This window comes from Streptomyces sp. SID9727, from assembly GCF_010550605.1.
In the GTDB taxonomy this organism is placed as follows: Bacteria; Actinomycetota; Actinomycetes; order Streptomycetales; family Streptomycetaceae; genus Streptomyces.
This window is the reverse complement of sequence record NZ_JAAGNI010000475.1, coordinates 1-23,436: the sequence shown is the minus strand read 5'-3', so window position 1 is coordinate 23,436 and position 23,436 is coordinate 1. Positions and strand designations below refer to the sequence as shown.

Sequence of the window (23,436 nt, the reverse complement as noted above, 5' to 3'; positions counted from 1 at the left end):
GGCTGGGGCTGCGGGCCGCCGAGACGCACCTGGAGGTGATGGCCCGCCACACCGAGAGCCATCAGCGCTTCCTTCGCATGTCGGGGCTGGCCGTCGCGGCGTTGGCGCGCCCGGGTGCACCGGCCCGTGCCCCGGGGCCCGTACCGCCGCCGGGACTCACCGCGCGGCGCCCGGCCGTGGCGCTCACGCCTCCGGCGGGTGCGCCGGAGGCGTCCGAACCGAAACCGGGGCCGACGTTCGACCGCGCTCAGCTGGAGTACCTCGCGACGCAGAAGATCTCCGCCCTGTTCGGGGCCCGGTTCGCCGAGCAGGACGGATACGCGGTGCAGACCCGCATGCCCGCGCCGCCGATGCTGTTCGCCGACCGGGTCACCGGCATCGACGCGGTGCCCGCGGCACTCGCCATGCCGGGGCCGGTGCGTACCGACGGCAGGATCTGGACGGAGACCGACATCCGGCCGGACAGCTGGTATCTGGACTCCACCGGCCACATGCCGTCCGGTGTCCTGATCGAGGCGGGCCAGGCGGACCTGCTCCTGCTCAGCTGGCTGGGCGCGGACCTCCTCAACCGGGGTGAACGCGCCTACCGGCTGCTCGGCTGCGAGGTCACCTTCCACGGGGCGCCGCCGCGGGCCGGGGACACGCTGCGCTTCGAGATCCACGTCGACGGCCACGCGGAGGCCGACGGTGTGCGCCTGGCCTTCTTCCACTACGACTGCCATGTCGACGGCGAACTCCGGCTCAGTGTCCGCGAGGGCCGGGCCGGCTTCTTCACCCCCGCGGAGCTCGCCGACGGCGGCGGTGTCCGGTGGGACCCGGCCGGCCAACCGCCCGATGAGGGTGAAGGTCTGCCGCTCGACCCGCCGGCTGTCCCCTGCACCCGGCGCCGGTTCGGCACGGACGAGCTGCGGGCGCTGGCGGAAGGGCGGCCGGTGGACTGTTTCGGCCCCGGCTGGGAGGCGACGGCGGCCCATGTCCGCACGCCGAGGCTCGACGGGGAGAGGCTGCGGCTGCTGGACGAGGTGAGCGAGTTCGACCCGGCGGGCGGGCCGTGGGGGCGCGGGTATCTGCGCGCCGAAACCCCGCTGTCGCCGGACGACTGGTTCTTCTCCGGGCACTTCCACAACGACCCGTGCATGCCGGGAACGCTGATGTTCCAGGGCGGTCTCCAGGCCATGGCCTTCTATCTGACGGCCATGGGCTGCACCGTCGCACGGGACGGCTGGCGCTTCGAACCCGTGACCGGGCGGCCCTACACGGCCATGTGCCGGGGACAGGCGACCCCGGCGGACCGACGGGTCGTCTATGAGGTGTTCGTACGCGGTGTGTCGACCGGCCCCGTGCCGACGCTCCACGCCGACGTGCTGGGCTCCGTGGACGGGATGAAGGCGTTCCTGGGGCGCGGGATGGCGCTGCGGCTGGTGCCCGACTGGCCGCTGACGCAGTGGCGGCACGCGGGGCCGCCCGTCGTGCAGACGGACGCGACCCCGTTGCCGCCGCAGCGGCTGGGCGGGCTGACCGGCCACCGCGAGGAGCGGCCCGTGGCGACCGCGGCCGACGGCTTCCGGTTCGGCTACCCCTCGCTGCTCGCGTGCGCCTGGGGCCGGCCGAGCGAGGCGTTCGGCCCGATGTACGAGCGTTTCGACGGCACCCGGAGCGTGGCACGGCTACCCGGTCCCCCCTACCACTTCATGAGCCGGATCGTGTCGGTGGACGGGCCGCAGGGCGGGATGCGGGAAGGGAGTGCGGTCGTCGCGGAGTACGACGTACCGGACCGGGCCTGGTTCTTCGAGCAGAGCGGTGGCCGCACCATGCCGTTCGCGGTGCTCATGGAGACGGTGCTGCAACCGTGCGGGTGGCTCGCCTCGTACGTGGGCAGCGCACTGGCCTCGGACGAGGACCTGCTGTTCCGCAACCTCGATGGCAGGGGGACGGTCACCGGCGAGGTGACTCCGGCGACGCGGACCGTGCGGACCCGGGCCGAACTGACGCGGCTCTCCCGCAGCGGGGACCTGGTCATCGAATCGTTCCGGGTGTCGTGCACGGCGGACGGTGTGCCGGTGTTCGCGCTCGACACGGTCTTCGGCTTCTTCCCCCGGTCCGCCTTCGCCGACCAGCAGGGCGTACCGGTGCCGGCCGACGAGCGCGCCCGTCTCTCCGAGCCCTGCGACCGCACCGTCGACCTGGCCGCCCGGCCGGGCCGCTTCTGCGGCGGGCGGCTGCGGCTGCCGGGGCCCATGCTGCTGATGCTGGACCGCGTCACCGGTCACTGGCCTCAGGGAGGCCGTGCGGGGCTGGGCCGGCTGCGTGCGGAGAAGGACGTCCGCCCGGACGCCTGGTTCTTCCGGGCCCATTTCTTCCAGGACCCGGTGCAGCCCGGCTCCCTGGGCGTCGAGGCGATCTGCCAACTCCTCCAGTACTACCTGCTGGAGCGCGACGCGGCCGAAGGCGTCCCCGACCCCAGGTTCGAACCGGTGCTGCCCGGCCGGGAGACCGCGTGGACGTATCGCGGCCAGATCACCCCGGCCCACCGGCTGATCCGGGTGGACATGGACATCGTGGAGGCCGGCCGGGACGAGCGGGGCCCCTACGCGGTGGCGGACGCGACGCTGTGGGGCGACGACATCTGCCTCTACCGCGTCCGGGGTCTGGGCATGCGCGTGGTGCCGGGTGACACCGGCTCCGCCGCGATCCGCGCGGGCGGGCCGGCATCGCGTTGACCTGAAGTGCGCTTGAGTTTCTAGTGTGCTCCCGAGTCCACGGCCTGACGACGGGAGAACACGCCATGATCCTGGTGACCGGAGCCACCGGAAACATCGGAAGCGCCTTGCTGAGGGAGTTGCACGCCCAAGGGGCGAGCCCACTGAGAGCGTTGACCCGCGACGCCTCGCGGGCCGCGTTCCCCGCCGGGGTCGAGGCCGTGGAGGGCGACCTCGCGGTGCCGGAGTCCCTGGAGCCCGCACTGACCGGGGCGCGCTCCCTGTTCCTGCCCTCGCGCGTGGGGCCGGACGCGGACATCATCGCGGCGGCGCGTCGGGCAGGCGTGGGGCACGTCGTGCTGGTCTCGTCCATCACCGCCCTGACCCATCCGCATCTCGGCCCCGCCGCGGAGAACCTGGCGGTTGAGCGGCTGCTCAAGGACAGCGGCATGGACTGGACCGTCCTGCGTCCGACCCAGTTCGCCTCGAACGCACTGCTGTGGGCCGCCTCGATCCGCGCGGGGGAAGCGGTCCGCACGCCGTTCGCGGACACGGGGCTGCCCACGATCCATCCCGCGGACATCGCGTCGGTGGCCCGGGTCGCGCTGACCGAGCCCGGCCATCGCGGGCGGACGTACGCCTTGACCGGCCCCGAGCCGATGCCGGCCCGGCAGCAGGTGGCGGCCGTCGCGTCGGCGATCGGGCTCCCGGTGCCGTTCACGGAGATCGGCAGGCCGGAGGCCCGCCGGTGGATGGCCGGCGTCGTCGGGGAGGAGGACGCGGACGCGGTGCTCGATGTCATGGGCGGAGACGCCAATGAGGAACTGCTCGCCGTGCGCGACACCGTCCAGCACGTCACCGGCACACCGGCCAGGACGTTCCGGCAGTGGGTCGCGGAGCACGCCGACGCCTTCCGCTGAGGCACGGGGCGTGCGGAATCCCGCCGTTCGGAAGTCTTCTGACGCCTCGTCGCGCAAACCCCTTGCCTAATGGTCAAGAAACGTTGACCATTGTGAGCATGCCAACCGATGACGTCCCCGAGACGTTTCACGTCACCACCGACGAGCAACTGCGCGCGGTCTCCAACCTGACGCGCCACCGGATCATGGCCGTGCTCCGCTTCGAGCCGGCGACGATCACCCAGATCGCCGAGCGGGTCGGCCTCGCGAAGGGGAGTTCCAGCTATCACGTGCGGCTCCTGGAGCGGGCCGGCCTGGTGAAGGTGGTGCGGACGCGCAAGGTGCGGGGCGTCATGGAGCGGTACTACGCGATGGCCGCGCGGTCGATCGAACTGCCGGATCCGGGCGAGGGAGGGCCGGATGTGCTGATGCGGCACGCGGTGGCGGATCTGGAGGCGTCCCCGGCGGCCGGCGAACGGCAGGTGCGGATGGCGCACCTGCGGCTCACGGACGAGCAGTTCGCGGAGCTGGGGGAACGGCTGCAGGCCCTGGCGGACGAGTACCGGGAACTCTCCGATCCATTGCTGCCGGACGCCTCGCTCGTGTTCGCGCTCTTTCATCCGGCACCGGTCCAGCGGAGCGAGGGAGACGCCGTATGAAGGCCGGAACAGCAAAGTTGCCCGCCGGATTCGGTCGGCTCTGGACCGCCCAGACGGTCTCCTCGCTCGGTGACGGGGTCACACACGCCGCACTGCCGCTGATCGCGTTCACGCTGACGCGAGACCCGCTGGCACTCGCCGTCGTCACGGCCGCGAGCACGCTGCCGTGGCTGCTCTTCGGGGTCCTCGGCGGTGCGCTCGTGGACCGCTGGGACCGCCGGAGCACCATGTGGGTGGCCGACACCGTACGTGCCGTGCTGCTCGCGATACCCGCGGTGGCGGCCGGGCTCGACGTGCTGAGCATTCCACTGCTGGCGGCCGTCGCCTTCCTGCTCGGCCTCGGCGGGCTCTTCTTCGACACCGCCGCCACGGCCTATCTGCCGGACCTGCTGAGCCGCGAGCCCGCGCAGCTGGAGCGCGCCAACTCCCGCCTGCGCGGCGCCCAGACCGCGATGTCCGGCTTCGCCGGGCCGCCTGCGGGCAGCGCGCTGCTCGCCCTCGGACGGGCCGTACCGCTGGTCGCCGACGCCGTGTCCTTCGCGGTCTCCGCACTCCTCGTGCGTACGCTGCCCGCCATGCCCCGGCCCGTACCGGAAGCCCGTGAGTCGCTGCTCAGGCAGGCCCGGGCCGGCGCTTCCTACGTCTTCCGGAACCAGTTGCTGCTCGGGCTGGCGCTGCGCCCGGCGGTCGGCAACATCGCCTTCCTCGCCGTGGAGACGGTCCTCGTCCTCTTCGCCCACGAGCGGCTCGGCATTGGCACGTACGGCTTCGGTCTGCTGCTGACCGCCGAGGCCGCGGGCGGCCTGTTCGGCGCGGCCATCGCCTCCCGGCTGGGCCGGCACCTCGGCACCGGAACCGCGCTGACCTGCACGGCCGCCATCGAGGGGCTGGCGATCCTGGGCCTGGCCTCCGCCTCGGACCCGTACGCGGCCGGGCTGGCGCTCGCCGTCTGCGGGGCGGCCATGGGCGCCACGATGGTGCTCGGGCCCTCCCTGCGGCAGGCGATCGTTCCGGGCCACCTCATGGGGCGGGTCGCCTCCACCTCCCGGATGCTCGCCATGTGCGCCGCGCCCGTCGGGGCCTTCGCCGGCGGCTGGCTGGCGACCGCGTACGACATCCGGACCCCGCTCTACACCGCCGCGGCGCTGCTCCTGACGATGACGGCCGTCACCGCGTCCATGACGAACAACCGCCGCGTCGAAGCGGCGCTGCGTGCGGCCGCCCCGGCCGGGAGGACCACCCGGGACCGTGCGCCCGACCCGGCGTGAACCCGTGGCCCGCCCGCTCCGTGCCCCACGGAGCGGGCGGGCCGCGTTCACTTGCCCTGTTCCGCCAGCGTGTGCGCGACCAGGGCGTTGGCGTGGCCGTGGCCGAGGCCGTGTTCGGCCTTGAGCCAGGCGACGAGCTCCATGTGCCTGGTCAGACCGGACGCGCGGATCATGTCCTTCCACTCGCCGACGGGGCGGCCGTACTTCTTCTCGATGGAGGGGAAGTAGCTGGCAGGTCCCTTGACCTGTGCGGTCATGCGGTGCCTCCTTCTGGTGGGGGTGGGTGAACGCCGGTCGTGCCGCCTACCGCGCCTGTGCGCCGCCGAAGAAGGCGACGAGGGCCGGTGCCATGGCCTGCGGCGAGATGTCGTGCTCCTCCCCCGGGAAGACCCGGAGGGTGAAGTTGTCGCCCGCCGCCGCGAGTTCACGGGCACCGGTGAGCATGTGCGGGGCGCCCATGTCTCCGCTGCCGACGAGGACGGGCACGGTCACGGACGCCCAGCGTTCGACCGGCAGCGGGCGGCCGGACATGGTGTCGCCCATGACCCGGCCGTCGTACGAAAGGGTGTGGGCGACGGCTTCCAGGCCCGCCCAGAACGGGGCCTGCCGCATGCCCGCGACCATCTCGCCGGGCACTCCGACCGCCACCGTCATGAAGTACTCGACGGCATCGCCGCACGCCCCGCGGCCGGTCAGCTCCGTCAGGTGCGCCACGTAATCGGCGGGCAGCGGCGGCCGGCTGTCGTCCGTGACGAACGGCGGCTCGTACAGCGCGAGACGCGGGACGGCGCTTCCCCGGGCCGTCGCCTCCAGGGCGAGAACGGCGCCCGAGGACATGCCGAAGAGCATCGCGGAGCCACCGCCCGGGCCCTCGATGAGCGCGTCGATGTCCTCGATCTCGCGCCGCACCTCGTACGCGGAGCCGTCCCCGCTGTCACCCCGGCCCCGGCGGTCGTACGTGATCACCGTGAAGTGCCCGGCCAGCAGTGCGGCGAGCTCGGCGGAGGCGTCCCGGGTCATGAGGGCACCGCCGACGAGCACCACGGCCGGGCCCGTGCCCTGCTTCTCGTACGCGATGGCCGTCCCGTCGGCGGAGACGACCTTGCCCACGGCGTTGTCCACGGTCATGTTCATGCGAAATACCCCCATTGACGCGCTGGTGCGCGGCTTTCTGGACGCAGCGAGCAGCTGCGCTTCGGAACTGGACGGTACAGTACTCGTATGAGTACTGATCAGTCCAGTACTCTTCGGTGGCAGGCAGACGCGGACGTGGAGAGGGAGCCGACGATGGACAGCCGGTCAGCGCGCAAGCACCAGGCGATCCTGGAGGCCGCGACCGATGTGTTCCTGAACAAGGGATACGCGGGCACGAGCATGGACGACATCGCGAAGCTGGCCGCGGTCTCCAAACAGACCGTCTACAAGCATTTCGCGGACAAGGAGAAGCTGTTCGCCGACATCGTGCTGGCCACCACGGACCGCATCGACGCCCTGGTCAATCTGGTGGCCGACATCCCCGCCGACGCCGAGACCCTGGGCGAGAACCTGAACCGGCTCGCCCGGCAGTTCCTCACGGCCCTCACCCAGCCCCAGGTGATCCAGCTGCGGCGCCTGATCATCGCCAACGCCGACGCCTTTCCGGAACTCGGCGCCGCCTGGTACGAGCAGGGGTTCGAACGGGTCCTCGCCACGCTGGCTGACACGTTCCGCCGCCTGACCGGCGAAGGGCTCCTCAAGACCCCCGACCCGCTCCTGGCCGCCCACCACTTCTCCGGGCTGCTGCTGTGGATCCCGGTGAACCAGGCCATGTTCCACGGCAGTACCCAGCACACCGCCGCCGACCTGGACCGCTGCGCGGACGGCGGCATCCGCGCCTTCCTGGCCGCCTACGCCTGAACGCCCGCCTCGCGCGACAGCCACCACCGGGTGGACGCGAGGGCGCCCAGCGCGGCGCCGGCCGCGTTGACCAGGAGGCCGTCCACCGAGGAGGCCCTGTCGAGCCGGTCCGGCGCCCGGCCGCCGGGTGCCGGCGCGGTGTCGATGCGGTAGCCGACGCCCGGCACGGTGGCGATGATCCACGGTGCGCCGAGCCGCTTGCGCGGGGCCGAGACGGTGATGCGTACGGCGTTGGTGAACGGGTCGGCGTTCTCGTCCCACGCCCGTCGCGGAGCTTCGAGGTAGTCGTCGGCACCGAGTCCGAAGCCGGACGCCTTGTCGTCCAGACGGTCGGCGGCGGTGGGCATCAGGATCGGCGTGCCGCTCCCGGAGGCGACGACACGTCTGGCGATCTCGTCGCCGGAGGGCCCGGGGATGTCCCGGTCGAGGACGGCGATGTCGTAGCTGTTGACGCTCAGCGGTCCGAGCGCGGTGTCGCCGTCGCCCGCGATGTCGGCCGCGATCGCCTCCAGGCGCAGACCATCGCGGATGGCTTCCGCCATTACGGTTCGTCCTCGACGATCAGCACACGCATGCGGCCATGCTACGAGCCGCCGCATATCGTCGGCGTATCCGGAACAGCGGGCGTCCGCCGGACCGGCCCTACACCTGGCCGGTGGCGAACAGGTCGAGGTGGCCGCACTTGGGGCAGCGGAACGCCTCGATCTGCCGGCGCGGCCGGCCCATGCGCTTGGCGCCGCCGAAGACCCCGCGCTCCAGCGCGCCCTCGATCCAGCGGGCGTAGCCGCGCGAGTGTTCGCCGGCGTCCTCGATGAAACCGTCCTCCAGGCCGACGGTTCCGCAGTGGGTGCACGTGAGGTTGTTCATGCGGCGAGTCTAGGGACGCGCCCGGGACGTGGGGTCCTGCGGCTTCGAACGGTTGCCCAACCGGTACAGACGCATGGGACGCCCGGCCTCCGGGGCACACTGCCCTTGACCGCCGCCACCGCGCACACCCCTGGAACCCGGAGTCGCAGCATGCCCCCTGCCGGCCGCCTGTCGGATGTTCTCGTCTTCACCCGCACCGCGGACTACCGCCATGACTCGATCCCCGCCGGGCGGGCGGCCCTGCGCGAGCTGGGCGAGGAGCACGGGTTCGAGGTGGAGTGCTCCGAGGACCCCTCGGTCTTCACGGACGCCTCCCTGGCGGGGCGCGACGCGGTGGTCTTCCTGTCCACCAGCGGGGACGTGCTCACGCCGGAGGGGCGGGACGCGCTCCGGCGCCGGATCTCCGACGGCTGCGGTTTCATGGGCGTCCACTCCGCCGCGTGCACCGAGTACGGCTGGCCGTACTACGGGGAGCTGATCGGCGCACGCTTCGCCGGGCATCCCGCCTTTCAGCCGGGCACCGTGCTGGTCGAGGACGGGGACCACCCGGCGACACGTCACCTGCCGCCGCGCTGGGCCAGGGACGACGAGTGGTACGACTTCCGGAGCAACCCGCGCCACCTGCCCGGTGTGCGGGTCCTGGCGACGATCGCCGAGACCGGCTACGAGGGCGGTGGCATGGGGGCCGATCACCCCTTGATCTGGTGCCGCGAGTCCGAGGCGGGCCGCTCGTTCTACACGGCCCTCGGCCACGCGGAGGACGCCTACACCGACCCGGCGTTCCGCGCCCACCTGCTGGGCGGGCTGCGCTGGGCGGCGGCGGACGTTCACTAGGCCGCGTCCGGTGCGGGCGGAAATGCGGGAGACGGGATCGGGCTTCGTTGGCAGGATGTCCTGGCTCGGCTCCCTACGTGATTGGACCCCGCACCATGCCCCGCGCCGTCACCCTGATCCGCTCCGCAGCCCTCTCCGATGTCGCCGAGTACGCGTACGCGGCCACGGCGCCCGCCGAGGCGCGGTTGGTCTTCCTCGCCGGGGCGTGCCCGTTGAACGACGACGGTTCGACGGCGGCGGTCGGGGACCACGCGGGCCAGGCGCTCAAGGCCGTCGAGAACATGGAGGTCGCGCTGCGTGCCGCCGGCGCGTCGCTCCAGGACGTCATCAGTACCCGGGTGCTCGTGGCGTCGAGCCGCCAGGAGGACCTGGTGACGGCCTGGCAGGTGGTCCGGGACGCCTTCGGCGAGCACGACGTGCCCAGCACGCTGATGGGCGTCACCGTGCTGGGGTACAAGGACCAACTGGTCGAGATCGAGGCGGTCGCCGCCGTGCTCGACGCCTGACACCGGCAGTGCGAGGGGTTACGCGGCCGGGGGCCGTACACCCATCCACTGTTCGGCGCCCCACGCCTCGAAGCGGTGGATCCCGGTGAAGCCGAGCTTCTCCGCGAGCCGCATGGAAGGGGTGTTGGCCGTCCGGGTGAAGACGACCACGGGTTCGCCGGGGCATGTCGCGGCGAACCGGTCGAGGACCGCCGCGCACGCCTCGGCGGCGTACCCCCGGCCCCATGCCGTCGGCAGCAGCAGGTAGCCCAGTTCGGCCTTCCCGGCCTCCGGGCGGATCGCGTCCGCACCTTCCAGGTCGCGGCGCTTGAGCTCGACGGTGCCGATCATCGCTCCGTCGAGCTCGATCACGAAGTGCCCGGGGCGCCTTCCCGGGATCTCGGGCACCTCCTGAGCGAGTTCGTCGCGCGGGCGGGCGCCGCCCAGGTAGGCGTTCACCTCCGGTGAGGCGAACAGCTCGATGAACGCCGGACGGTCCCGGCTCTCCGACTCCCGCAGCACGAGCCGTGCGGTGTGTATCGGCGCCGGAGGCCAGGGCAGGAAGCTCGGTTCAGCCATGGTCGGGAACCTACCCCAACGGCCGTCGTGAGGCCGGGGCCCCGCCGTCACCCGGCATGGGCGATGCTGTTCCCCTTGCCCTTCGTCCGTGTGCCGCCGATTCCGGAGTTCCGCCCGTGCTGTTCGACATCACCCGAACCGAACTCGTCGCCCTCTTCGGCGAGGACCGGATCGCCACCCTGTCCGCCGCCGTCTTCCCGCCCCGTGCGGCCCGCACCGAGGGCGCCCGTCTTCTGCAGACCGTGGGCGTGCCCACCGGGACGCTCTCCCTCCGGGACCCCGCCCCTGAGTCGGGCCTCCTCCCCCTCGTACGGGAGGTGGCCGACGCCGACGAGCGCGCGGGCGAGTGGCCGGTGATCGGCTGGCTGCTGAACGCGCACCTCGCGCTCGATCCGGGCTCCGGTACGGTGTACGCCGTCGACCCGGACGAGGAGACCGTGCGGGCGCTGCACACGGATGTCTCCTCCCTCGTCCACGTCACCCTGCGCCTTCAGCGACTGCTGGAGGAGTTCGCCTTCAGCGCTGAAGACGCCGACGAGGAGGCCGGTTTCGAGCGCCTGGACCGCGAGGTGGAGCACATCCGGCGGACGACGAGCGCGGTGGACCCGCTGCCCTTCGGTGACGAGGAGTCCATGTGGTCGGTGGTCGCCGACGAGATCGCCGAGGGCCGGCGCTTCGCGGCCGGCAGCCCGGGGGCCGCGTCTCTCTACGGCTGACGGGTGTGCGGCGCGTCGTCACGTAGTTGTCTCCGTGCAGGTCAGGTCCCTCGCGGCTGCCGCCGGTCTGGTGGCGGCGCTCACAGCCGTCGGCGCCGCACAGGCGGCACCGTCCGCCCCGGCCACCGGCCGTGAGGGACTCTCGTGCACCGCGAGTTCGGTGGGCGACGGCGACCTCGGCGCCGCACCGGAGGACGCCGAGCCGCTGCTCGCCGCCGGACGCGGCGAATCCCCGCCTCTTCGACGTCGACGCCCTGCTGGGCGCGCGTCACGGCGTGCGGGGGACCACCGCCCGGGGTGCCCTCGGCGTGATCGCCCAGCCGTCTCGGCGAACTTCCTGGGCGTGACAGCGCGGAGGAAGACAACGGCCACGGCCGCCGAGCGGCAGACGGTCCTCGCCTCCCCGGCGAACCCGACGAGACGTTCACGGCCACGGTGACGGTCGGTCAGCTCAGCGTCGGCTTCGGGAAGGCGGGCACGTGAGCGGACGCGTGGCGGAGATACCTCCGGGGCGGGCTCGCCGCCCTCTTGCCCGGGTCCACCGGCCCCCTTACCTTACTCTGAAGTAAGTTTACTTCAGAGTAAGGAGCTTGCCTTGACCGCCTATCGGACCCTGCTGGTCGGCACGGACGGATCGGAATCGTCGTACAGGGCCGTCGAGGCCGCCGCACGCCTCGCCGCCGTCTGCGGCGCCGAGCTCGTCGTCACGTGCGCGTACGCACCCATGCGCGGAACTGAACTCGCTTCCGCGCAGGATCAGTTGGGCGCGGAGGCGTACCAGGTGGTGGGTTCGGCCCCGGCCGAGGAGACCCTGAGGATCGCAAGAGACCGTGCCCGTCTGCAGGGCGCGGCCGAGGTGCGGACGGTCGCCGTGGAGGGCGAACCGGTCCCCTCGCTCGTGCGGACGGCCCGGAAGTGCTCGGCCGACCTCCTGGTGGTCGGCAACCGGGGGCTGCGGTCGCTGGCGGGCCGGCTCCTCGGCTCGGTGCCGGCGGACGTCGCCAGGAAGGCCGGTCTGGACGTCCTGATCGTGCACACCACGTGAGCGGGGAGCAGGACGGCGCGGGCCCGGGATCCGTCGAGGAGGTGCTGCTCGGCGGCGGCCGGGTCTGGACACGGCGGGAGGTGGCCGCGCGCGCCGGGGTGGAGTTCGAGCGTGCCGTACGCGTGTGGCGCGCGCTCGGGTTCCCAGCGGTGGACGACGAGGCCGGGGTGTTCACCGACGCCGACGTCGAGGCACTGCGCGCGGGGGAACGCCTCATCGCGGCCGGGCTGATCACCGAGCACAGCGAGACCCTGATGGCCCGGGCCCTGGGCCACCACCTCTCCCGGCTCGCCGACTGGCAGGTGGACACCCTGCGGGACTGGATGGGGCGCGGCCAAGAGCCCTCGCCCGGGCGGGAAGCCCTCCTGGGGCACATGGCGGCGCTGCTGCCGGAGATCGAGCGCGTCCAGCGGTACGTCTGGCGCCGCCATCTCGTCGCGTACGCCGGGCACGTGCCGGCCGACGAACGGGAGGACGGCGCCGTGGCCGGTGACGGCGCGCACGTCCGGGAGCGCGCGGTCGGGTTCACCGACATGGTGGGCTACACCCGGATGACCCGTGGCCTGGACGGCGCCGAACTGGTGGGCGTGCTCGACCGGTTCGAGACCATGACCGGCGATGTGGTGGCCGAGGGCCGGGGCCAGGTGGTGAAGACCATCGGCGACGAGGTGCTCTTCGTCTGCGAGTCGGCGGCCGACGCCGCCGGCATCGGTCTGGAGCTGGCGGCGCGGGCCGAGGCCGACCCGAAGCTGCCGCAGGTGCGGACCGGACTGGCCCACGGCCCGGTGATCGGCCGCTTCGGTGACGTCTACGGGGAGGCGGTCAACATGGCGGCCCGGCTCACCGCTGTGGCCCGCCCCGCGTCCGTCCTGGTCAACACCGCGCTCGCCGGGGAGCTCGCGGGGGTGGCGGCGTTCGCGCTGAGGCCGCTGCGTCCGGTGTCGGTGCGCGGCTACAGCCGGCTGCGGCCGGTGCTCCTGCGCAGGGGCGGGTCCGGTTCCTGAGCCGATGAGGTGGCGGGGGCGCGTGCCGGTCGCGGACGGGCCGCCCGGCACGGCGTACAAAAACAAGAAGCAGGGAGAACCCTCTCCCTGCCGTAACCAACTTATAGCGCACCGGGGGGCTTGCGGCAAGGGCCGGGTGGTGCCGCAGAATCATCGGCCCGACCAACCGACCTGCGGAAATGAGGACGCTGCGTGCGCGAGCGCTACGTGTGGGAGCTGAACGAGGCCGATGGGGCGCCGGTCGCGGCCGTCGGCGGCAAGGGCGCGCATCTGGCCACGCTGTCGCGGATCGAGGGCGTCCGGGTGCCGGGCGGGTTCTGCGTCACGACGGACGCCTTCCGACGCGTCGTGGCCTCCGAGCCGGCGGTCACCGAACAGCTCGGGCGGCTGGCGGTCGTGGACCCGGACGACCGGGAGTCCGTACGCGCCCTGAGCGCGGAGATCCGGCGGACCATCGAGGGCCTCGCCCTGCCGGAGGACCTGGTGGCGGCGGTCGGCGGGGCACTCGCCCGGCACGGTGAGCACGCCGCGTACGCCGTACGGTCCAGCGCGACGGCGGAGGACCTGCCGACGGCCTCCTTCGCCGGCCAGCAGGACTCCTATCTGAACGTCGTGGGTCCGGAGGCGGTGCTCCGGCACATCGGCCGGTGCTGGGCGTCGCTGTTCACCGAGCGGGCGGTCGCCTACCGCCGGCGGGGCGGCATCGACCACCGTGCCGTGCACATGGCCGTCGTCGTGCAGCGGATGGTGTTCCCGAGGGCGTCGGGCATCCTCTTCACGGCCGACCCCATGACGGGGAACCGCAGGGACGCCACGGTGGACGCCGGCTTCGGGCTGGGCGAGGCCCTGGTCTCCGGCCTGGTCAACCCGGACGTCTTCACCGTGCGCGACGACGCGATCACCCACCGGTCGATCGCCTCCAAGGAGCGCGCCGTCGAGGCCCTGGAAGGCGGTGGCACGCGCGAGGTGACGGTCGGCGCACGGCGGCGGGAGGAGCCGGCGCTGACGGACGAGCAGGTGCTCGGGCTCGTGCGGCTCGGACGGCGGATCGAGGCGCACTTCGGCCGCCCGCAGGACATCGAGTGGTGCCTGTCCGACGACGGTTTCCGGATCGTCCAGAGCCGGCCGATCACGACGCTGTTCCCCGTCCCGGAGGCGCCGGACGGCGGCAACCACGTCTACGTCTCCGTCGGGCACCAGCAGATGATGACCGACGCGATGAAGCCCTTGGGCCTCTCGATGTGGCGGCGGACGGCCATGGTTCCGATGCTGGAGGCCGGCGGGCGGCTGTTCGTGGACGTCACCCGGCGCCTCGGCTCACCCGCGGTCCGGGCCGGGCTCCTGGACATGATGGGCAAGGGCGACCCGCTGGTCAGGGACGCCCTGGAGACCGTCCTGGCTCGCCCCGGCTTCGTCCCGACGCTCCCGGACCCGGCGCCCGCCGCGCCGCCTGCCGGTGGCGCGCCCGCGCCCATCGCGACCGACCCGGCCGTCGTCGCCGAACTCATCGCCCGCAGCGAGGCGTCCGTCGCCGCCCTGGCGCGCGACCTCCGGACGCACTCCGGTCCGGCCCTGTTCGACTACCTGCCGACGGCCTTCGAGGAGCACAAGCGGGTGCTCGGCGACCCCGTGAGCATGCAGGCGATCATGGCGGGCATGGAGTCCACCTGGTGGCTCAACGACAAGCTGCTGGAATGGCTCGGCGAGAAGAACGCGGCCGACACGCTCACCCTGTCCGCCCCCGACAACGTGACCTCCGAGATGGGGCTCGCCCTCCTCGACGTCGCCGACGCGATCCGCCCGCATCCGGAGGCGGTGGCGTATCTGCGGGGCGCCGTGGACGACGACGGCTTCCTGGACGGCCTGGGGAAGGTCGCGGGCGGGGCGGAGGCGCGCGAGGCCATCGAGACCTACCTCCACCGGTACGGCATGCGGTGCGTCGGCGAGATCGACATCACCCGGCCGCGCTGGAGCGAGCGCCCCACCGCGCTCGTGCCGGTGATCCTCGACAACGTACGCCTCTTCGGACCGGGAACGGCCGCGCGACGCTTCGAGGAGGGGCGGCAGAAGGCTCTGGCGAAGGAGCGGGACGTGCTCGCGCGGCTGCGGGCGCTTCCGGACGGGGACCGCAAGGCCGACGAGACCAAGGCGATGATCGACCGGGTCCGCACCTTCATCGGCTACCGCGAGTACCCGAAGTACGGGATCGTCTGCCGCTACTTCCACTACCGGCAAGCCCTCGTACGGGAGGCCGAGCGCCTGGCCGACGCCGGGGTGCTGGCCGACCGGGAGGACGCCTCCTACCTCACGCTGGAGGAGTTCGGTGACGCCGTGCGCTCCGGCGCGGTGGACCAGGCCCTCATCCGGCGGCGCAGGGAGGAGTTCCGGGCGTACAGCGCACTCACCCCGCCCCGGGTGCTCACCTCGGACGGCGAGGCGGTGAACGGGGCGTACCGGCGGGACGACGTGCCGGAGGGAGCGCTGAACGGTTTGCCGGTCTCCGCGGGGACCGTCGAGGGAAGGGCCCGCGTGATCCTGGACGTGGCCGAGGCCGATCTCGAAGCGGGCGACATCCTGGTCACCACCTTCACGGACCCGAGCTGGTCCCCGCTGTTCGTCGGGATCGCGGGTCTGGTGACCGAGGTGGGCGGGCTGATGACCCATGGCGCGGTGATCGCCCGGGAGTACGGGCTGCCGGCCGTCGTGGGCGTCGAGCAGGCCACGCGGCGCATCCGGGACGGGCAGCGCATCCGCGTCCACGGCGCCGACGGGTACATCGAGCTGCTGACCTGACGACGGGGCGGTGGGTGGCCGGTTCCGTACTCTGGAGGGCATGCGCATGCGCCCCACTCTGAGCTGGACCCCCACCGCGGGGCTGCCCCCGGCCACCACCGACCTGGAACCCGTCGCCGAAGCGCTCGGCCGGGGCGGTGTGCTGGTGCTGAGCGGAGCCGGCATCTCGACGGAGTCCGGCATCCCCGACTACCGGGGCGAGGGCGGCAGCCTGAGCCGGCACACGCCGATGACGTACCAGGACTTCACGTCCGGCACCCGGCCCCGGCAGCGGTACTGGGCGCGCAGCCATCTCGGCTGGAAGACGTTCCGGCGCGCCCTCCCGAACGCCGGGCACCGGGCGGTCGCCGCGTTCGGGCGCGGTGGCGCGCTCGCCGGGGTGATCACCCAGAACGTCGACGGGCTGCACCAGGCCGCCGGCAGCGAGGACGTGGTGGAGCTCCACGGGGGCCTGGACCGGGTCGTCTGCCTGGACTGCGGCACGCTCGTCGCGCGGCGCGAGGTCGCCCGGCGCCTGGAGGAGGCGAACCCGGGGTTCCAGCCGGTGGCGGCCGGGGTCAATCCGGACGGCGACGCCGACCTCACCGACGACCAGGTCGGGGACTTCCGGGTGGTGCCGTGCGAGGTCTGCGGCGGCGTCCTCAAGCCGGACGTGGTGTTCTTCGGCGAGCCGGTACCCCCGGCGCGGGTCGAGCACTGCCGCGAGCTGGTCCGCACGTCGGCCTCGCTGCTCGTTCTGGGATCCTCGCTGACGGTGATGTCAGGGTTGCGGTTCGTCCGGCAGGCGGCGCAGGCCGGGAAGCCGGTGCTCATCGTCAACCGCGAGCCGACCCGGGGCGACGCCCAGGCCGTCACGCGGATCGGACTCCCGCTGGGGGCGGCCCTGGGAACGGTGGCGGACCGGCTGGGACTGCGCGTGGACGACTGGGGCAGGCCCCCAGGGCCTGTATGACGATTCCCGTCGTCGCCCGGAGGGCGGCCGGGCGGCGTCAGGTGCGTGCTCTCCGCGTGCCGGCCCCAGACCCCTGTACTGGACGTACCGGGGTCCGGGGCCGGTGCGGCGAGAGTGCGTGCATGGCGTCGCGCGGCAGGCGGGGATGGTCGGACAGGCCCTAGCGGGCAGGCCGGGTGAGCTGGGCGCGTACCCACGCCGGGTCCGGGTTGGTGTGGGCACGCCCCGCCACGAAGACGGTCGGCACAGTCTCGTTGCCGTCGTTGACCGCCCGCACCGCGGCGGCGGCCTCGGGGTCGCGCCAGATGTCGACCCAGTGCAGGCGGCGGGCGTGCCGGCGCAGCCGGAACCGCAGCCGCAGACAGTACGCGCAGCCCGGCCGCCAGAAGACGACGGGACGGCCGTCGACCGCGCTGCGGCGCCGGGCCTCCGCCGCGCTGACCGACCTCGGGAAGACCAGGGGCGAGTTCAGGGCCGCGCACAGGGCGAAGGCCAGCAGGATGATGACGGCCTGACGGGTGCTCCCCCAGACGAACAGCCCGGCCGCGCCGACCGCGCCCGAGGTCAGGAACAGGATCGGCAGCAGCCAGACACGCCTCATGGCGGGCCATGCTACCGACGCGCCGGTACGGCCCCGGAGCCGGGCCGCCGCAACGGCCACCACCGGCGCCGCCGCGTGTCCTCGTCCCGCACGGGATCCGGCAGCGGCGGGTCCACGTAGGTCCGGGCGGTGAGCTGCGCCGGCAGGGCGACGCGGCCCGGGTGCACGCAGACCGGCGTCCGGGTGCCCGCGGTGTACCGGAAGCCGTCCGCCGCGTCGAACGGCCAGTCCCGGCTGGGCCGGTCCGCGACGAGGAAGCCGGTGCGCGGCAGCCGCAGCGCCGGGCAGAACCAGCAGCACGGGTAGTCCGACTCCGGGTCGATGAAGGGTGCCTCGGCGTCGTCGTCCATATCCCCAGGAAGGTAGCGCACGGCCGCACGGCCTGACCCGCTCAGCCGGCGGAGGGCCGCCAGTCGTCCGGCCAGGGCACGGCGCGGGCGGCGGCCCCGGGCACGCCGAGGCTGGTCCGCGCGAGGCCGACGTAGCGGTCGCGGGCCTGCCGGAACTGCAGGTAGGCCTGGTCCCAGTCCTGCTCGACCGCGGTCCCGACGCCCCGGGCCAGGGATTCCAGCCGCCACAGGCAGTGGTCCACGGACTTGGAGGCGGTGTTCGCCTCGGTGTCGCCGAGCAGGCCGAGCGTCTCGGAGAGCGCGGAGCGCCGCGACTCCAACTGGCCCACCTCGGCCAGGATCTCGGGCGTCCCCTCCACCGGGATGGGGCCCGTGGTGAGGCCCCGCCCGGCGGCGAGCATCTGGTAGCGCGCGGCCAGCTCCTTGACCGCGTGGGCGTAGTCGGAGTAAGCGGTGAGCCGGCGTTCGTCCCACCGGACGGACTGCTGCCTGCGCCATCTCGTGCGCTCGTTGGCGCTGGTCACCAGGAACGAGGTGACGGCACCCAGGGCGACACCCGCGAGCGGCAGTATCTGTGCGGTCAGACTCACGAAGGCCCCCCGGTCGGTCCTGTGCACGGCGGAAGAACCATAACGTTCCGCCGTACGGGCCTGCGCGGCACCGATCGCCGTGCGGCGGACAACACCTCGCGCTCTCCGGCCGCTCGCGGGACCACTGTGCCGATGAACGCACCTTCCTTCACCGCTTCCCAGCGGTGTGCCCTCGCCCATGTCGCGGGGCTCGCGTCGGGTCCGGCGGTGGACCCCGGCCTGCGCGTGACCCTCAACTTCCACCCTGACCGGCTGCTGGACGGCAGGCCCCTGCTGGAGGCGATGGCCGGGACCGGCGTCTGCACCTCACAGTTCGTGACCGGCACGGGCAACGGTGGCCTGACGCCCTGTCCGGGCGGTGACCGGTGGCGCTGGGAGAGCAGGATCTTCGGTGGTGCCTACGACGGCGCACCCGGGGCGCAGCGGCCCGTGTACGGAGCGTTGGACTTCCGCCGGAACGCGGTCGGCGGAGCGCCCAGGTACGATTCCGCGCACTTCCGGCTGGGCGCCGGGGCGTTGGAGCGTACGACCTTCTGCTGTCCGGACAGTTGCCTCGAACCCGCGGACTTCGGGGTCGCCCCGCGCATGAACCTGGTCGCCCTCGCCCTGGCCGATGAGCAGGACGTCCTCGACGACTGCATCGAGGCGCAGGTGCACGGGCCGGTCCGCCCGGACCGCCATGCGGAGGCGCTGGTCCTGGACCCGTGCTACCGGGGCACCGATGTGGAGGCGTCCGCCGGGCGGCTGGGCTGTCCCGTGGAGTGTCACCCCGGGTTCCGCCTCACGGTGGAGGAGTTGCGCCGTTATTCCGGCTACCGGGGGCAGGAGTACGCCGATCTGGGCGAGGCCCTCGCCGTGGACGGCGTCCTCGTCCCCCTTGCCGTCGGGGCCGCGGCGCGTGCGGGGCGCTTTGATCCTCAGGCGGTCAAGAAGGTGTGGTACTGCCTGGCACGCTTCGGCTTCCCGTACGAGGTCCGGACCGCGGCGGTCACCGGTCGTTCGGCCGGTCCCGTGCCGGCCGGGAAGGACGGATGACCGGGGGGCCTGCCGTGCGGGGCTGGGTGTCCACATCCGCAGGACGGCCGCCCCGGCCATGGAGCACGTGTGCCCCGTGGCGTCGCCGCCAACGGTGGCGCGCGAAATTCTTCTTCGGCCGAAAATGGTGGGAATGGTCCGCGTGTGACGGGGAATCCGATGATCGTCGTGAGCGACGCCCCTTCCCCGGCCGCCCCCGCGGCCCGGAGGGTCAGTTCAGTTGAGGAGGAGTTGGCTGTGCTGCTTCCCACGCCCGCAGACCTGCGTGCCGCCCTGTCCCGTTATGCCGACGCGGTGATCGAGGACGAGCGCCGTTCCACGCCGGAGACCATCCGGCAACGGGAGGACACCGCGTACACCCTGTGCGTCATGACGGGTGTCAGTGATGTGCGCGACGCCCTGAGCACCGCCGACGCCCTGCTGAGCCGCCGCGCCCCGGAGTCGGAGGCCGGCCGGCGCGACCACTCGGGGGCCGTCCCCGTCTGAGGTACGCGCAGCGCATGGCAACGGCCGTCGGCCCCCCCGGATCTTCCGGGGGGGGCCGACGGCCGGCGTGTGGCGGCCCGGGCCGCCGGGCGAGTCAGGCCCCCGGCAGGAACAGGCAGAACGGATGGCCGTGGGGGTCGCGCAGCACCCGGACGTCCTTCTGGGGCTGGAGCTCCGCCAGCTTCGCACCCAGGGCGCAGGCCCGCTGTGTCTCGGCCTCCAGGTCGTCCACCTCCACGTCCAGGTGCGCCTGCATCTGCTGGGTGCCCGGGAGCTGTGGCCATACCGGAGGTGTGTGGTCCGCTTCCAGCTGGAAGCTGAGGCTGGGGCGCTCCTGTCCGGGAGCCCGCAGCCGGACCCATGCGGGGTCCCGTTCGACCTCCTCCCAGCCCAGCAGGGCACGGTAGAAATCGGCCAGGGCGGCGGGGTCGGGCGTACCGAGCACGAAGGCACCGAGGTTCGTCGTCATGTCCCTCACGTTGCCCCGGCGCCCGCGCCCATGCATCCGGGGGTGTGGGAGCCGGGCCGCCGGGTACCCGGGGTTCCTCCCGCCGCATACGGGGCCGACGTGCCCGGCCGCGGCCGACCCGATGGAGGACGCGGTACCGGATGACGTTGGTGCACGGCATATACGCGGCTGCGGGGATCGGCATCCTGACGGCCGCCGTTCTTCCCCCGCTCGTCCGCCGGCGACCCTTCTCGATGCCCATGGTGTTCCTCGTGGCGGGTGCGGCGATCGCCTTGCTGCCGTTCGGCGTGCCCGTCGTGGACCCCGTACGGGACCGGGTGTGGGTCGAGCACGTGACGGAAGTCTGCGTGATCGTCTCGCTGATGGGGGCCGGGCTCGCGATCGACCGGCCTTTCGGATGGCGTGCCTGGGCGGGGGCCTGGCGCTTCCTGGGGCTCGCCCTGCCGTTGACCGTCGGGGGCGTGGCGTTGCTCGGGGTGTGGCTCATGGGCTGGCCGCCGGCGGTGGCCCTGCTGCTGGCCGGTGCGCTGGCGCCGACCGATCCGGTGCTGGCGGCGGAGGTGCGGGTCGGGGAGCCGACGAGCGGGGACGACGAGGAGGACGAGGAGGAGGTGCGGTTCACGCTGACCTCGGAGGCCGGTCTCAACGACGGGCTCGCGATGCCGTTCGTGCTGGCCGCCGTGGCGCTGGCGGCGACGGCGGGAGACGGCTGGTCGGCGGGGTGGATCGGGCACTGGCTGCTGGCCGATGTGCTGGTGCGGGCGGCGGTCGGACTGGTCGCGGGGGTGGCCGTGGGGCGGTTGCTCGGCCGGCTGTTCTTCCGCTCCCGGCACGTCCGCCTCTCGCGGCAGATGGAGGGCTTCACCGCGCTCGGGGCCACGTTCACCGCGTACGGGCTGACCGAGCTGCTCCACGGCTACGGGTTCCTCGCGGTGTTCGTCACGGCGTGCACCATCCGGGGCGCCGAACGCGACCACGGCTACCACCAGGTGCTGCACGGCTTCAGCGAGCAGATCGAGCGTCTGCTGACCGCCGTGCTGCTGTTCCTGCTGGGCGGCTACCTGGTCGCCGAAGGGCTGGCGGACCTCCCGTGGCGGGGGGCGCTCCTCGGCCTCGCCCTCGTCCTGGTGATCCGCCCGGCCGCCGGCGCCGCCGCCCAGCTGGGCTTTCCGGCCGGGCCGCGCGAACGGGCGGTCACCGCCCTGTTCGGCATCCGGGGCATCGGCTCGCTCTTCTACCTGGCGTACGCGCTCGGCGAAGGCCCCTTCACGCGGTACGCCGACGAGCTGTGGGCGGTCACCACGTTCACGGTCCTGGTCTCCGTGCTCCTGCACGGCGCGACGGCGACTCCGGTGATCCGGCACCTGGACCGGCGGCGGGAGCGGGTCTCCTAGGGTTGTCCGTGAGGAGCGGCGTCCGGTGTGTGCTCCCGGCGTGCCGGCCGGAGTCCTCGTGCTGGACGTACTCGGGCTTTCCGGTGCGGCGAGAGTGCGTGCTGGGCGTCGCGACGGCGTAAACGCTGCCTGGTGCGGCCCTGGGGTGCGCGGCCGGGCCGGAGGGTCCGCACCATCTGGACCGGGTCGGCGGGGTCCACCGGCTCCGCCGTCGGGCGGGGCGCGCACGTACTCGACGGCCGCCGAGGGCGACAGGCCCGGCAGCCTCCGGCGCGGCGTCCGCACCGCGTGCGGCCGGCCGTGCTCGGCGGCGGCCGCCCGTACCGGCGTCGTGGAGGCCGTCCGCCGCAGTCCGTACGGGCAGCCCCCGGATCCGGCCGCGACAGTCGTCCTCCCCTGCCCCGGACACCGCCGAAAGAACGCCGATCCGGTGCGGGCTCCCGTCGTCGCGGTCGACCGGATACGGTCCCGACGCCCAGCAGCATGTCCCTGGCGACCCCGGTCCGCAGGTACTTCACGGACTGCCGGGAGACGATCCCCACCAGCTCGTGCTCCTCGGCACCGGCCACGGCCGCGGCCGGCTGCTCCGCGCCCTTGGCCAGCCACTCGCGGTGCTCGCGCTCCACCCGCTCCTCGACGAGGCGTACCGCCGCTTCCCGGTCGAACACCCCGGCAGCCTCCGCACGCACCCGCCCCGCGTCTACTCGGTTCGCAGCGCCACCGCCGTACGGGTCCTGGCGGCCCAGCCCGCGGGCAGCAGGGCGCCCAGGACGGCGATCACGAGGCCGCCGAGGACGAGCGGGAAGAGCCCGGCCGGGGAATGGACCGCGAGGACGGAGTCGGGGAGGCGCAGCCCCACGCTCTCCCCCATCACGGGGAGTACGCGGTGGTGCAGGGCGATGCCGAGCGGGACGCCGAGGCCGCCTGCGGCAAGGCCGGTGACGGCCACCGAGGTGAGGACCAGGACGACGGTCTGGCGGGGCGTCATGCCGAGGGCCTTGTGGATGCCGATCTCCCGGACGCGCTCGCGGGTGTCGAGGAGCACTCCGTTGAGCACGCCGAGCGCGGCGACGGCGACGATCATCAGCGTGAGGATCGCGGACAGGGCGTTGAGCGTCGCGACCATGTCGCCGCCCGCGCCGAGCCCGCCGGCCCTGGCCGTGGCACCCAGGGGGCGCAGGGTCTTGTCGAGCGTGCCGGCGTAGGCGTGCGCGTCGGTACCGGGGGCGACCGCGATGTGGTGGCTGGTCTCCGTCAGGTCCGGGTGGGCCGCCTTGAGCGTCGCGGCGTCGGTGAAGACCTGCATGCCGTCGTTGCGCGGGTCCAGGACCTCGCCGACGATCCGTACGGTGACGGGCGCGCCCAGACCTCCCAGGGTGAGGGTGTCGCCGATGCGGGTGCCGGTGGCGGTGAGGAACGGGGACGGGACGGCGGCCTCTCCGGGCCGGGTGATCCAGCGTCCGGCGACCATGGTGTAGCCGCCCCAGGAGGCGTCACCGGTGAAGGCGACGACGTCGGTCGTGCCGGTGAGCCCGTCCACGGTGGCGCGGACCGTGGAGGCGCTGTAGTACTTCGCCGTGCCCGGGGTCGCCCGGATCGCCGCCGCGACGGCCGTCGGGTCGGCCGCGGCCCGCCGGGCTGGGCGTTCGGCACCCGGGGGTCCGAAGTCCGGCAGGGGCGCGGGCACCACGACGTCGGCGGCGTCGTGCGCCTTGGCCTTCATCACCTCGCCGAGGGAGGCGGCCATCCCGACGGTGAACGTGACGGCGACGGTGCCGAAGAGGATGGCGGCGCCCATGGCCAGCGCGCGGGCGG

At 73.2% G+C, this 23,436-nt stretch carries 23 protein-coding genes and 2 pseudogenes; 15 read left to right on the top strand and 10 right to left on the bottom strand.

Features of this window, described 5'->3' with window-relative positions:
* From G3I41_RS32845 to G3I41_RS32830, 4 genes and pseudogenes are all read left to right on the top strand, one after another.
* Nucleotides 1–2,720: pseudogene (locus G3I41_RS32845) on the top strand (beta keto-acyl synthase); the annotation flags it as partial.
* Between the two features lie 65 nt (nt 2,721–2,785).
* Nucleotides 2,786–3,619: an NAD(P)H-binding protein gene (locus G3I41_RS32840; protein WP_164404174.1), complete on the top strand. Its 834-nt coding sequence runs from the start codon at nt 2,786–2,788 to the stop codon at nt 3,617–3,619.
* 98 nt (nt 3,620–3,717) lie between these two features.
* Nucleotides 3,718–4,257 (top strand): transcriptional regulator, encoded by a 540-nt coding sequence (locus G3I41_RS32835; RefSeq protein WP_164404173.1) that lies wholly within the window; start codon nt 3,718–3,720, stop codon nt 4,255–4,257.
* Nucleotides 4,254–5,525 (top strand): MFS transporter, encoded by a 1,272-nt coding sequence (locus tag G3I41_RS32830; RefSeq protein WP_203601991.1) that lies wholly within the window; start codon nt 4,254–4,256, stop codon nt 5,523–5,525. The genes G3I41_RS32835 and G3I41_RS32830 overlap by 4 nt, the downstream gene beginning before the upstream one ends.
* Nucleotides 5,526–5,572: 47 nt before the next feature.
* On the opposite strand, the gene G3I41_RS32825 is transcribed toward G3I41_RS32830, so the two are convergent.
* Both G3I41_RS32825 and G3I41_RS32820 read right to left on the bottom strand, forming a co-directional pair.
* Complete coding sequence (locus G3I41_RS32825) at nt 5,573–5,782, bottom strand: DUF4287 domain-containing protein (protein WP_164404172.1); 210 nt, start codon at nt 5,780–5,782, stop codon at nt 5,573–5,575.
* 46 nt (nt 5,783–5,828) lie between these two features.
* Nucleotides 5,829–6,659 (bottom strand): alpha/beta hydrolase, encoded by an 831-nt coding sequence (locus G3I41_RS32820; RefSeq protein ID WP_239081954.1) that lies wholly within the window; start codon nt 6,657–6,659, stop codon nt 5,829–5,831.
* An 87-nt stretch (nt 6,660–6,746) separates the two neighbouring features.
* Between G3I41_RS32820 and G3I41_RS32815 the strand changes: the two genes are divergently transcribed.
* The gene (locus G3I41_RS32815) at nt 6,747–7,421 is read left to right on the top strand and encodes a TetR/AcrR family transcriptional regulator (RefSeq protein ID WP_239081953.1); all 675 of its coding nucleotides are present in this window, start codon (nt 6,747–6,749) and stop codon (nt 7,419–7,421) included.
* A 131-nt stretch (nt 7,422–7,552) separates the two neighbouring features.
* On the opposite strand, the pseudogene G3I41_RS32810 reads toward G3I41_RS32815, so the two are convergent.
* Together G3I41_RS32810 and G3I41_RS32805 are read right to left on the bottom strand one after the other, a co-directional pair.
* Nucleotides 7,553–7,995 (bottom strand): annotated as a pseudogene (locus G3I41_RS32810) (response regulator); the annotation flags it as partial.
* A 68-nt stretch (nt 7,996–8,063) separates the two neighbouring features.
* Nucleotides 8,064–8,288 carry a hypothetical protein gene (locus tag G3I41_RS32805; protein WP_164404171.1) on the bottom strand — a complete coding sequence of 75 codons (225 nt, stop codon included), beginning with the start codon at nt 8,286–8,288 and terminating at the stop codon, nt 8,064–8,066.
* Between the two features lie 150 nt (nt 8,289–8,438).
* Here G3I41_RS32805 and G3I41_RS32800 point away from each other — a divergent pair, with 150 nt between their 5' ends.
* A complete protein-coding gene (locus tag G3I41_RS32800; RefSeq protein WP_164404170.1) occupies nt 8,439–9,122 on the top strand; it encodes a ThuA domain-containing protein in 684 nt (227 codons plus the stop codon).
* Between the two features lie 95 nt (nt 9,123–9,217).
* Nucleotides 9,218–9,628 carry a Rid family hydrolase gene (locus G3I41_RS32795; protein WP_164404177.1) on the top strand — a complete coding sequence of 137 codons (411 nt, stop codon included), beginning with the start codon at nt 9,218–9,220 and terminating at the stop codon, nt 9,626–9,628.
* Nucleotides 9,629–9,646: 18 nt separating this feature from the next.
* Here G3I41_RS32795 and G3I41_RS32790 read toward each other — a convergent pair whose 3' ends face one another.
* On the bottom strand, nt 9,647–10,186 hold the full coding sequence (locus tag G3I41_RS32790; RefSeq protein ID WP_164404169.1) for a GNAT family N-acetyltransferase: 540 nt from the start codon (nt 10,184–10,186) through the stop codon (nt 9,647–9,649).
* Nucleotides 10,187–10,302: 116 nt separating this feature from the next.
* Between G3I41_RS32790 and G3I41_RS32785 the strand changes: the two genes are divergently transcribed.
* From G3I41_RS32785 to G3I41_RS32765, 5 genes are all read left to right on the top strand, one after another.
* The gene (locus G3I41_RS32785) at nt 10,303–10,902 is read left to right on the top strand and encodes an SUKH-4 family immunity protein (protein WP_164404168.1); all 600 of its coding nucleotides are present in this window, start codon (nt 10,303–10,305) and stop codon (nt 10,900–10,902) included.
* 595 nt (nt 10,903–11,497) lie between these two features.
* Entirely contained in the window at nt 11,498–11,947 is a 450-nt protein-coding gene (locus tag G3I41_RS32780) for a universal stress protein (RefSeq protein WP_164404167.1), read from the top strand.
* Nucleotides 11,944–12,951, top strand: a complete 1,008-nt coding sequence (locus G3I41_RS32775; RefSeq protein WP_164404166.1) for an adenylate/guanylate cyclase domain-containing protein — start codon at nt 11,944–11,946, stop codon at nt 12,949–12,951. The genes G3I41_RS32780 and G3I41_RS32775 overlap by 4 nt, the downstream gene beginning before the upstream one ends.
* 192 nt (nt 12,952–13,143) lie before the next feature.
* Nucleotides 13,144–15,744 carry a rifamycin-inactivating phosphotransferase gene (rph, locus tag G3I41_RS32770; RefSeq protein WP_164404165.1) on the top strand — a complete coding sequence of 867 codons (2,601 nt, stop codon included), beginning with the start codon at nt 13,144–13,146 and terminating at the stop codon, nt 15,742–15,744.
* A 40-nt stretch (nt 15,745–15,784) separates the two neighbouring features.
* Nucleotides 15,785–16,696, top strand: coding sequence for an NAD-dependent protein deacetylase (locus G3I41_RS32765; protein ID WP_164404164.1), 912 nt, complete (start codon nt 15,785–15,787; stop codon nt 16,694–16,696).
* 160 nt (nt 16,697–16,856) lie between these two features.
* On the opposite strand, the gene G3I41_RS32760 is transcribed toward G3I41_RS32765, so the two are convergent.
* From G3I41_RS32760 to G3I41_RS32750, 3 genes are read right to left on the bottom strand one after another with little or no spacing between them, the layout of a single operon-like run.
* Complete coding sequence (locus G3I41_RS32760; RefSeq protein WP_203601989.1) at nt 16,857–17,297, bottom strand: glutaredoxin domain-containing protein; 441 nt, start codon at nt 17,295–17,297, stop codon at nt 16,857–16,859.
* Nucleotides 17,298–17,308: 11 nt separating this feature from the next.
* Complete coding sequence (locus G3I41_RS32755; RefSeq protein ID WP_164404163.1) at nt 17,309–17,647, bottom strand: hypothetical protein; 339 nt, start codon at nt 17,645–17,647, stop codon at nt 17,309–17,311.
* Nucleotides 17,648–17,688: 41 nt separating this feature from the next.
* The gene (locus G3I41_RS32750; protein WP_164404162.1) at nt 17,689–18,237 is read right to left on the bottom strand and encodes a hypothetical protein; all 549 of its coding nucleotides are present in this window, start codon (nt 18,235–18,237) and stop codon (nt 17,689–17,691) included.
* A 132-nt stretch (nt 18,238–18,369) separates the two neighbouring features.
* Here G3I41_RS32750 and G3I41_RS32745 point away from each other — a divergent pair, with 132 nt between their 5' ends.
* Entirely contained in the window at nt 18,370–19,272 is a 903-nt protein-coding gene (locus tag G3I41_RS32745; RefSeq protein WP_203601988.1) for a DUF3626 domain-containing protein, read from the top strand.
* A gap of 237 nt (nt 19,273–19,509) precedes the next feature.
* Entirely contained in the window at nt 19,510–19,758 is a 249-nt protein-coding gene (locus G3I41_RS32740; protein ID WP_164404161.1) for a DUF5133 domain-containing protein, read from the top strand.
* A gap of 94 nt (nt 19,759–19,852) precedes the next feature.
* Here G3I41_RS32740 and G3I41_RS32735 read toward each other — a convergent pair whose 3' ends face one another.
* Nucleotides 19,853–20,227 carry a VOC family protein gene (locus G3I41_RS32735; RefSeq protein WP_164404160.1) on the bottom strand — a complete coding sequence of 125 codons (375 nt, stop codon included), beginning with the start codon at nt 20,225–20,227 and terminating at the stop codon, nt 19,853–19,855.
* A gap of 140 nt (nt 20,228–20,367) precedes the next feature.
* Here G3I41_RS32735 and G3I41_RS32730 point away from each other — a divergent pair, with 140 nt between their 5' ends.
* Entirely contained in the window at nt 20,368–21,621 is a 1,254-nt protein-coding gene (locus G3I41_RS32730; protein ID WP_164404159.1) for a cation:proton antiporter, read from the top strand.
* Between the two features lie 700 nt (nt 21,622–22,321).
* Here the strand turns inward: G3I41_RS32730 and G3I41_RS32725 are convergent.
* The coding region (locus G3I41_RS32725) for an ABC transporter permease (RefSeq protein WP_164404158.1) at nt 22,322–23,436 on the bottom strand (1,115 nt) is incomplete at its 5' end.

Coding starts and splice junctions, on each gene's coding strand:
- G3I41_RS32730 (WP_164404159.1), top strand. CDS start 20,368: ATGACGTTGGTGCACGGCATATACGCGGCTGCGGGGATCGGCATCCTG.
- G3I41_RS32830 (WP_203601991.1), top strand. CDS start 4,254: ATGAAGGCCGGAACAGCAAAGTTGCCCGCCGGATTCGGTCGGCTCTGG.
- G3I41_RS32820 (WP_239081954.1), bottom strand. CDS start 6,659: ATGAACATGACCGTGGACAACGCCGTGGGCAAGGTCGTCTCCGCCGAC.
- G3I41_RS32840 (WP_164404174.1), top strand. CDS start 2,786: ATGATCCTGGTGACCGGAGCCACCGGAAACATCGGAAGCGCCTTGCTG.
- G3I41_RS32765 (WP_164404164.1), top strand. CDS start 15,785: ATGCGCATGCGCCCCACTCTGAGCTGGACCCCCACCGCGGGGCTGCCC.
- G3I41_RS32825 (WP_164404172.1), bottom strand. CDS start 5,782: ATGACCGCACAGGTCAAGGGACCTGCCAGCTACTTCCCCTCCATCGAG.
- G3I41_RS32745 (WP_203601988.1), top strand. CDS start 18,370: ATGAACGCACCTTCCTTCACCGCTTCCCAGCGGTGTGCCCTCGCCCAT.
- G3I41_RS32815 (WP_239081953.1), top strand. CDS start 6,747: ATGAGTACTGATCAGTCCAGTACTCTTCGGTGGCAGGCAGACGCGGAC.
- G3I41_RS32795 (WP_164404177.1), top strand. CDS start 9,218: ATGCCCCGCGCCGTCACCCTGATCCGCTCCGCAGCCCTCTCCGATGTC.
- G3I41_RS32835 (WP_164404173.1), top strand. CDS start 3,718: ATGCCAACCGATGACGTCCCCGAGACGTTTCACGTCACCACCGACGAG.
- G3I41_RS32805 (WP_164404171.1), bottom strand. CDS start 8,288: ATGAACAACCTCACGTGCACCCACTGCGGAACCGTCGGCCTGGAGGAC.
- G3I41_RS32755 (WP_164404163.1), bottom strand. CDS start 17,647: ATGGACGACGACGCCGAGGCACCCTTCATCGACCCGGAGTCGGACTAC.
- G3I41_RS32760 (WP_203601989.1), bottom strand. CDS start 17,297: ATGAGGCGTGTCTGGCTGCTGCCGATCCTGTTCCTGACCTCGGGCGCG.
- G3I41_RS32735 (WP_164404160.1), bottom strand. CDS start 20,227: ATGACGACGAACCTCGGTGCCTTCGTGCTCGGTACGCCCGACCCCGCC.
- G3I41_RS32790 (WP_164404169.1), bottom strand. CDS start 10,186: ATGGCTGAACCGAGCTTCCTGCCCTGGCCTCCGGCGCCGATACACACC.
- G3I41_RS32800 (WP_164404170.1), top strand. CDS start 8,439: ATGCCCCCTGCCGGCCGCCTGTCGGATGTTCTCGTCTTCACCCGCACC.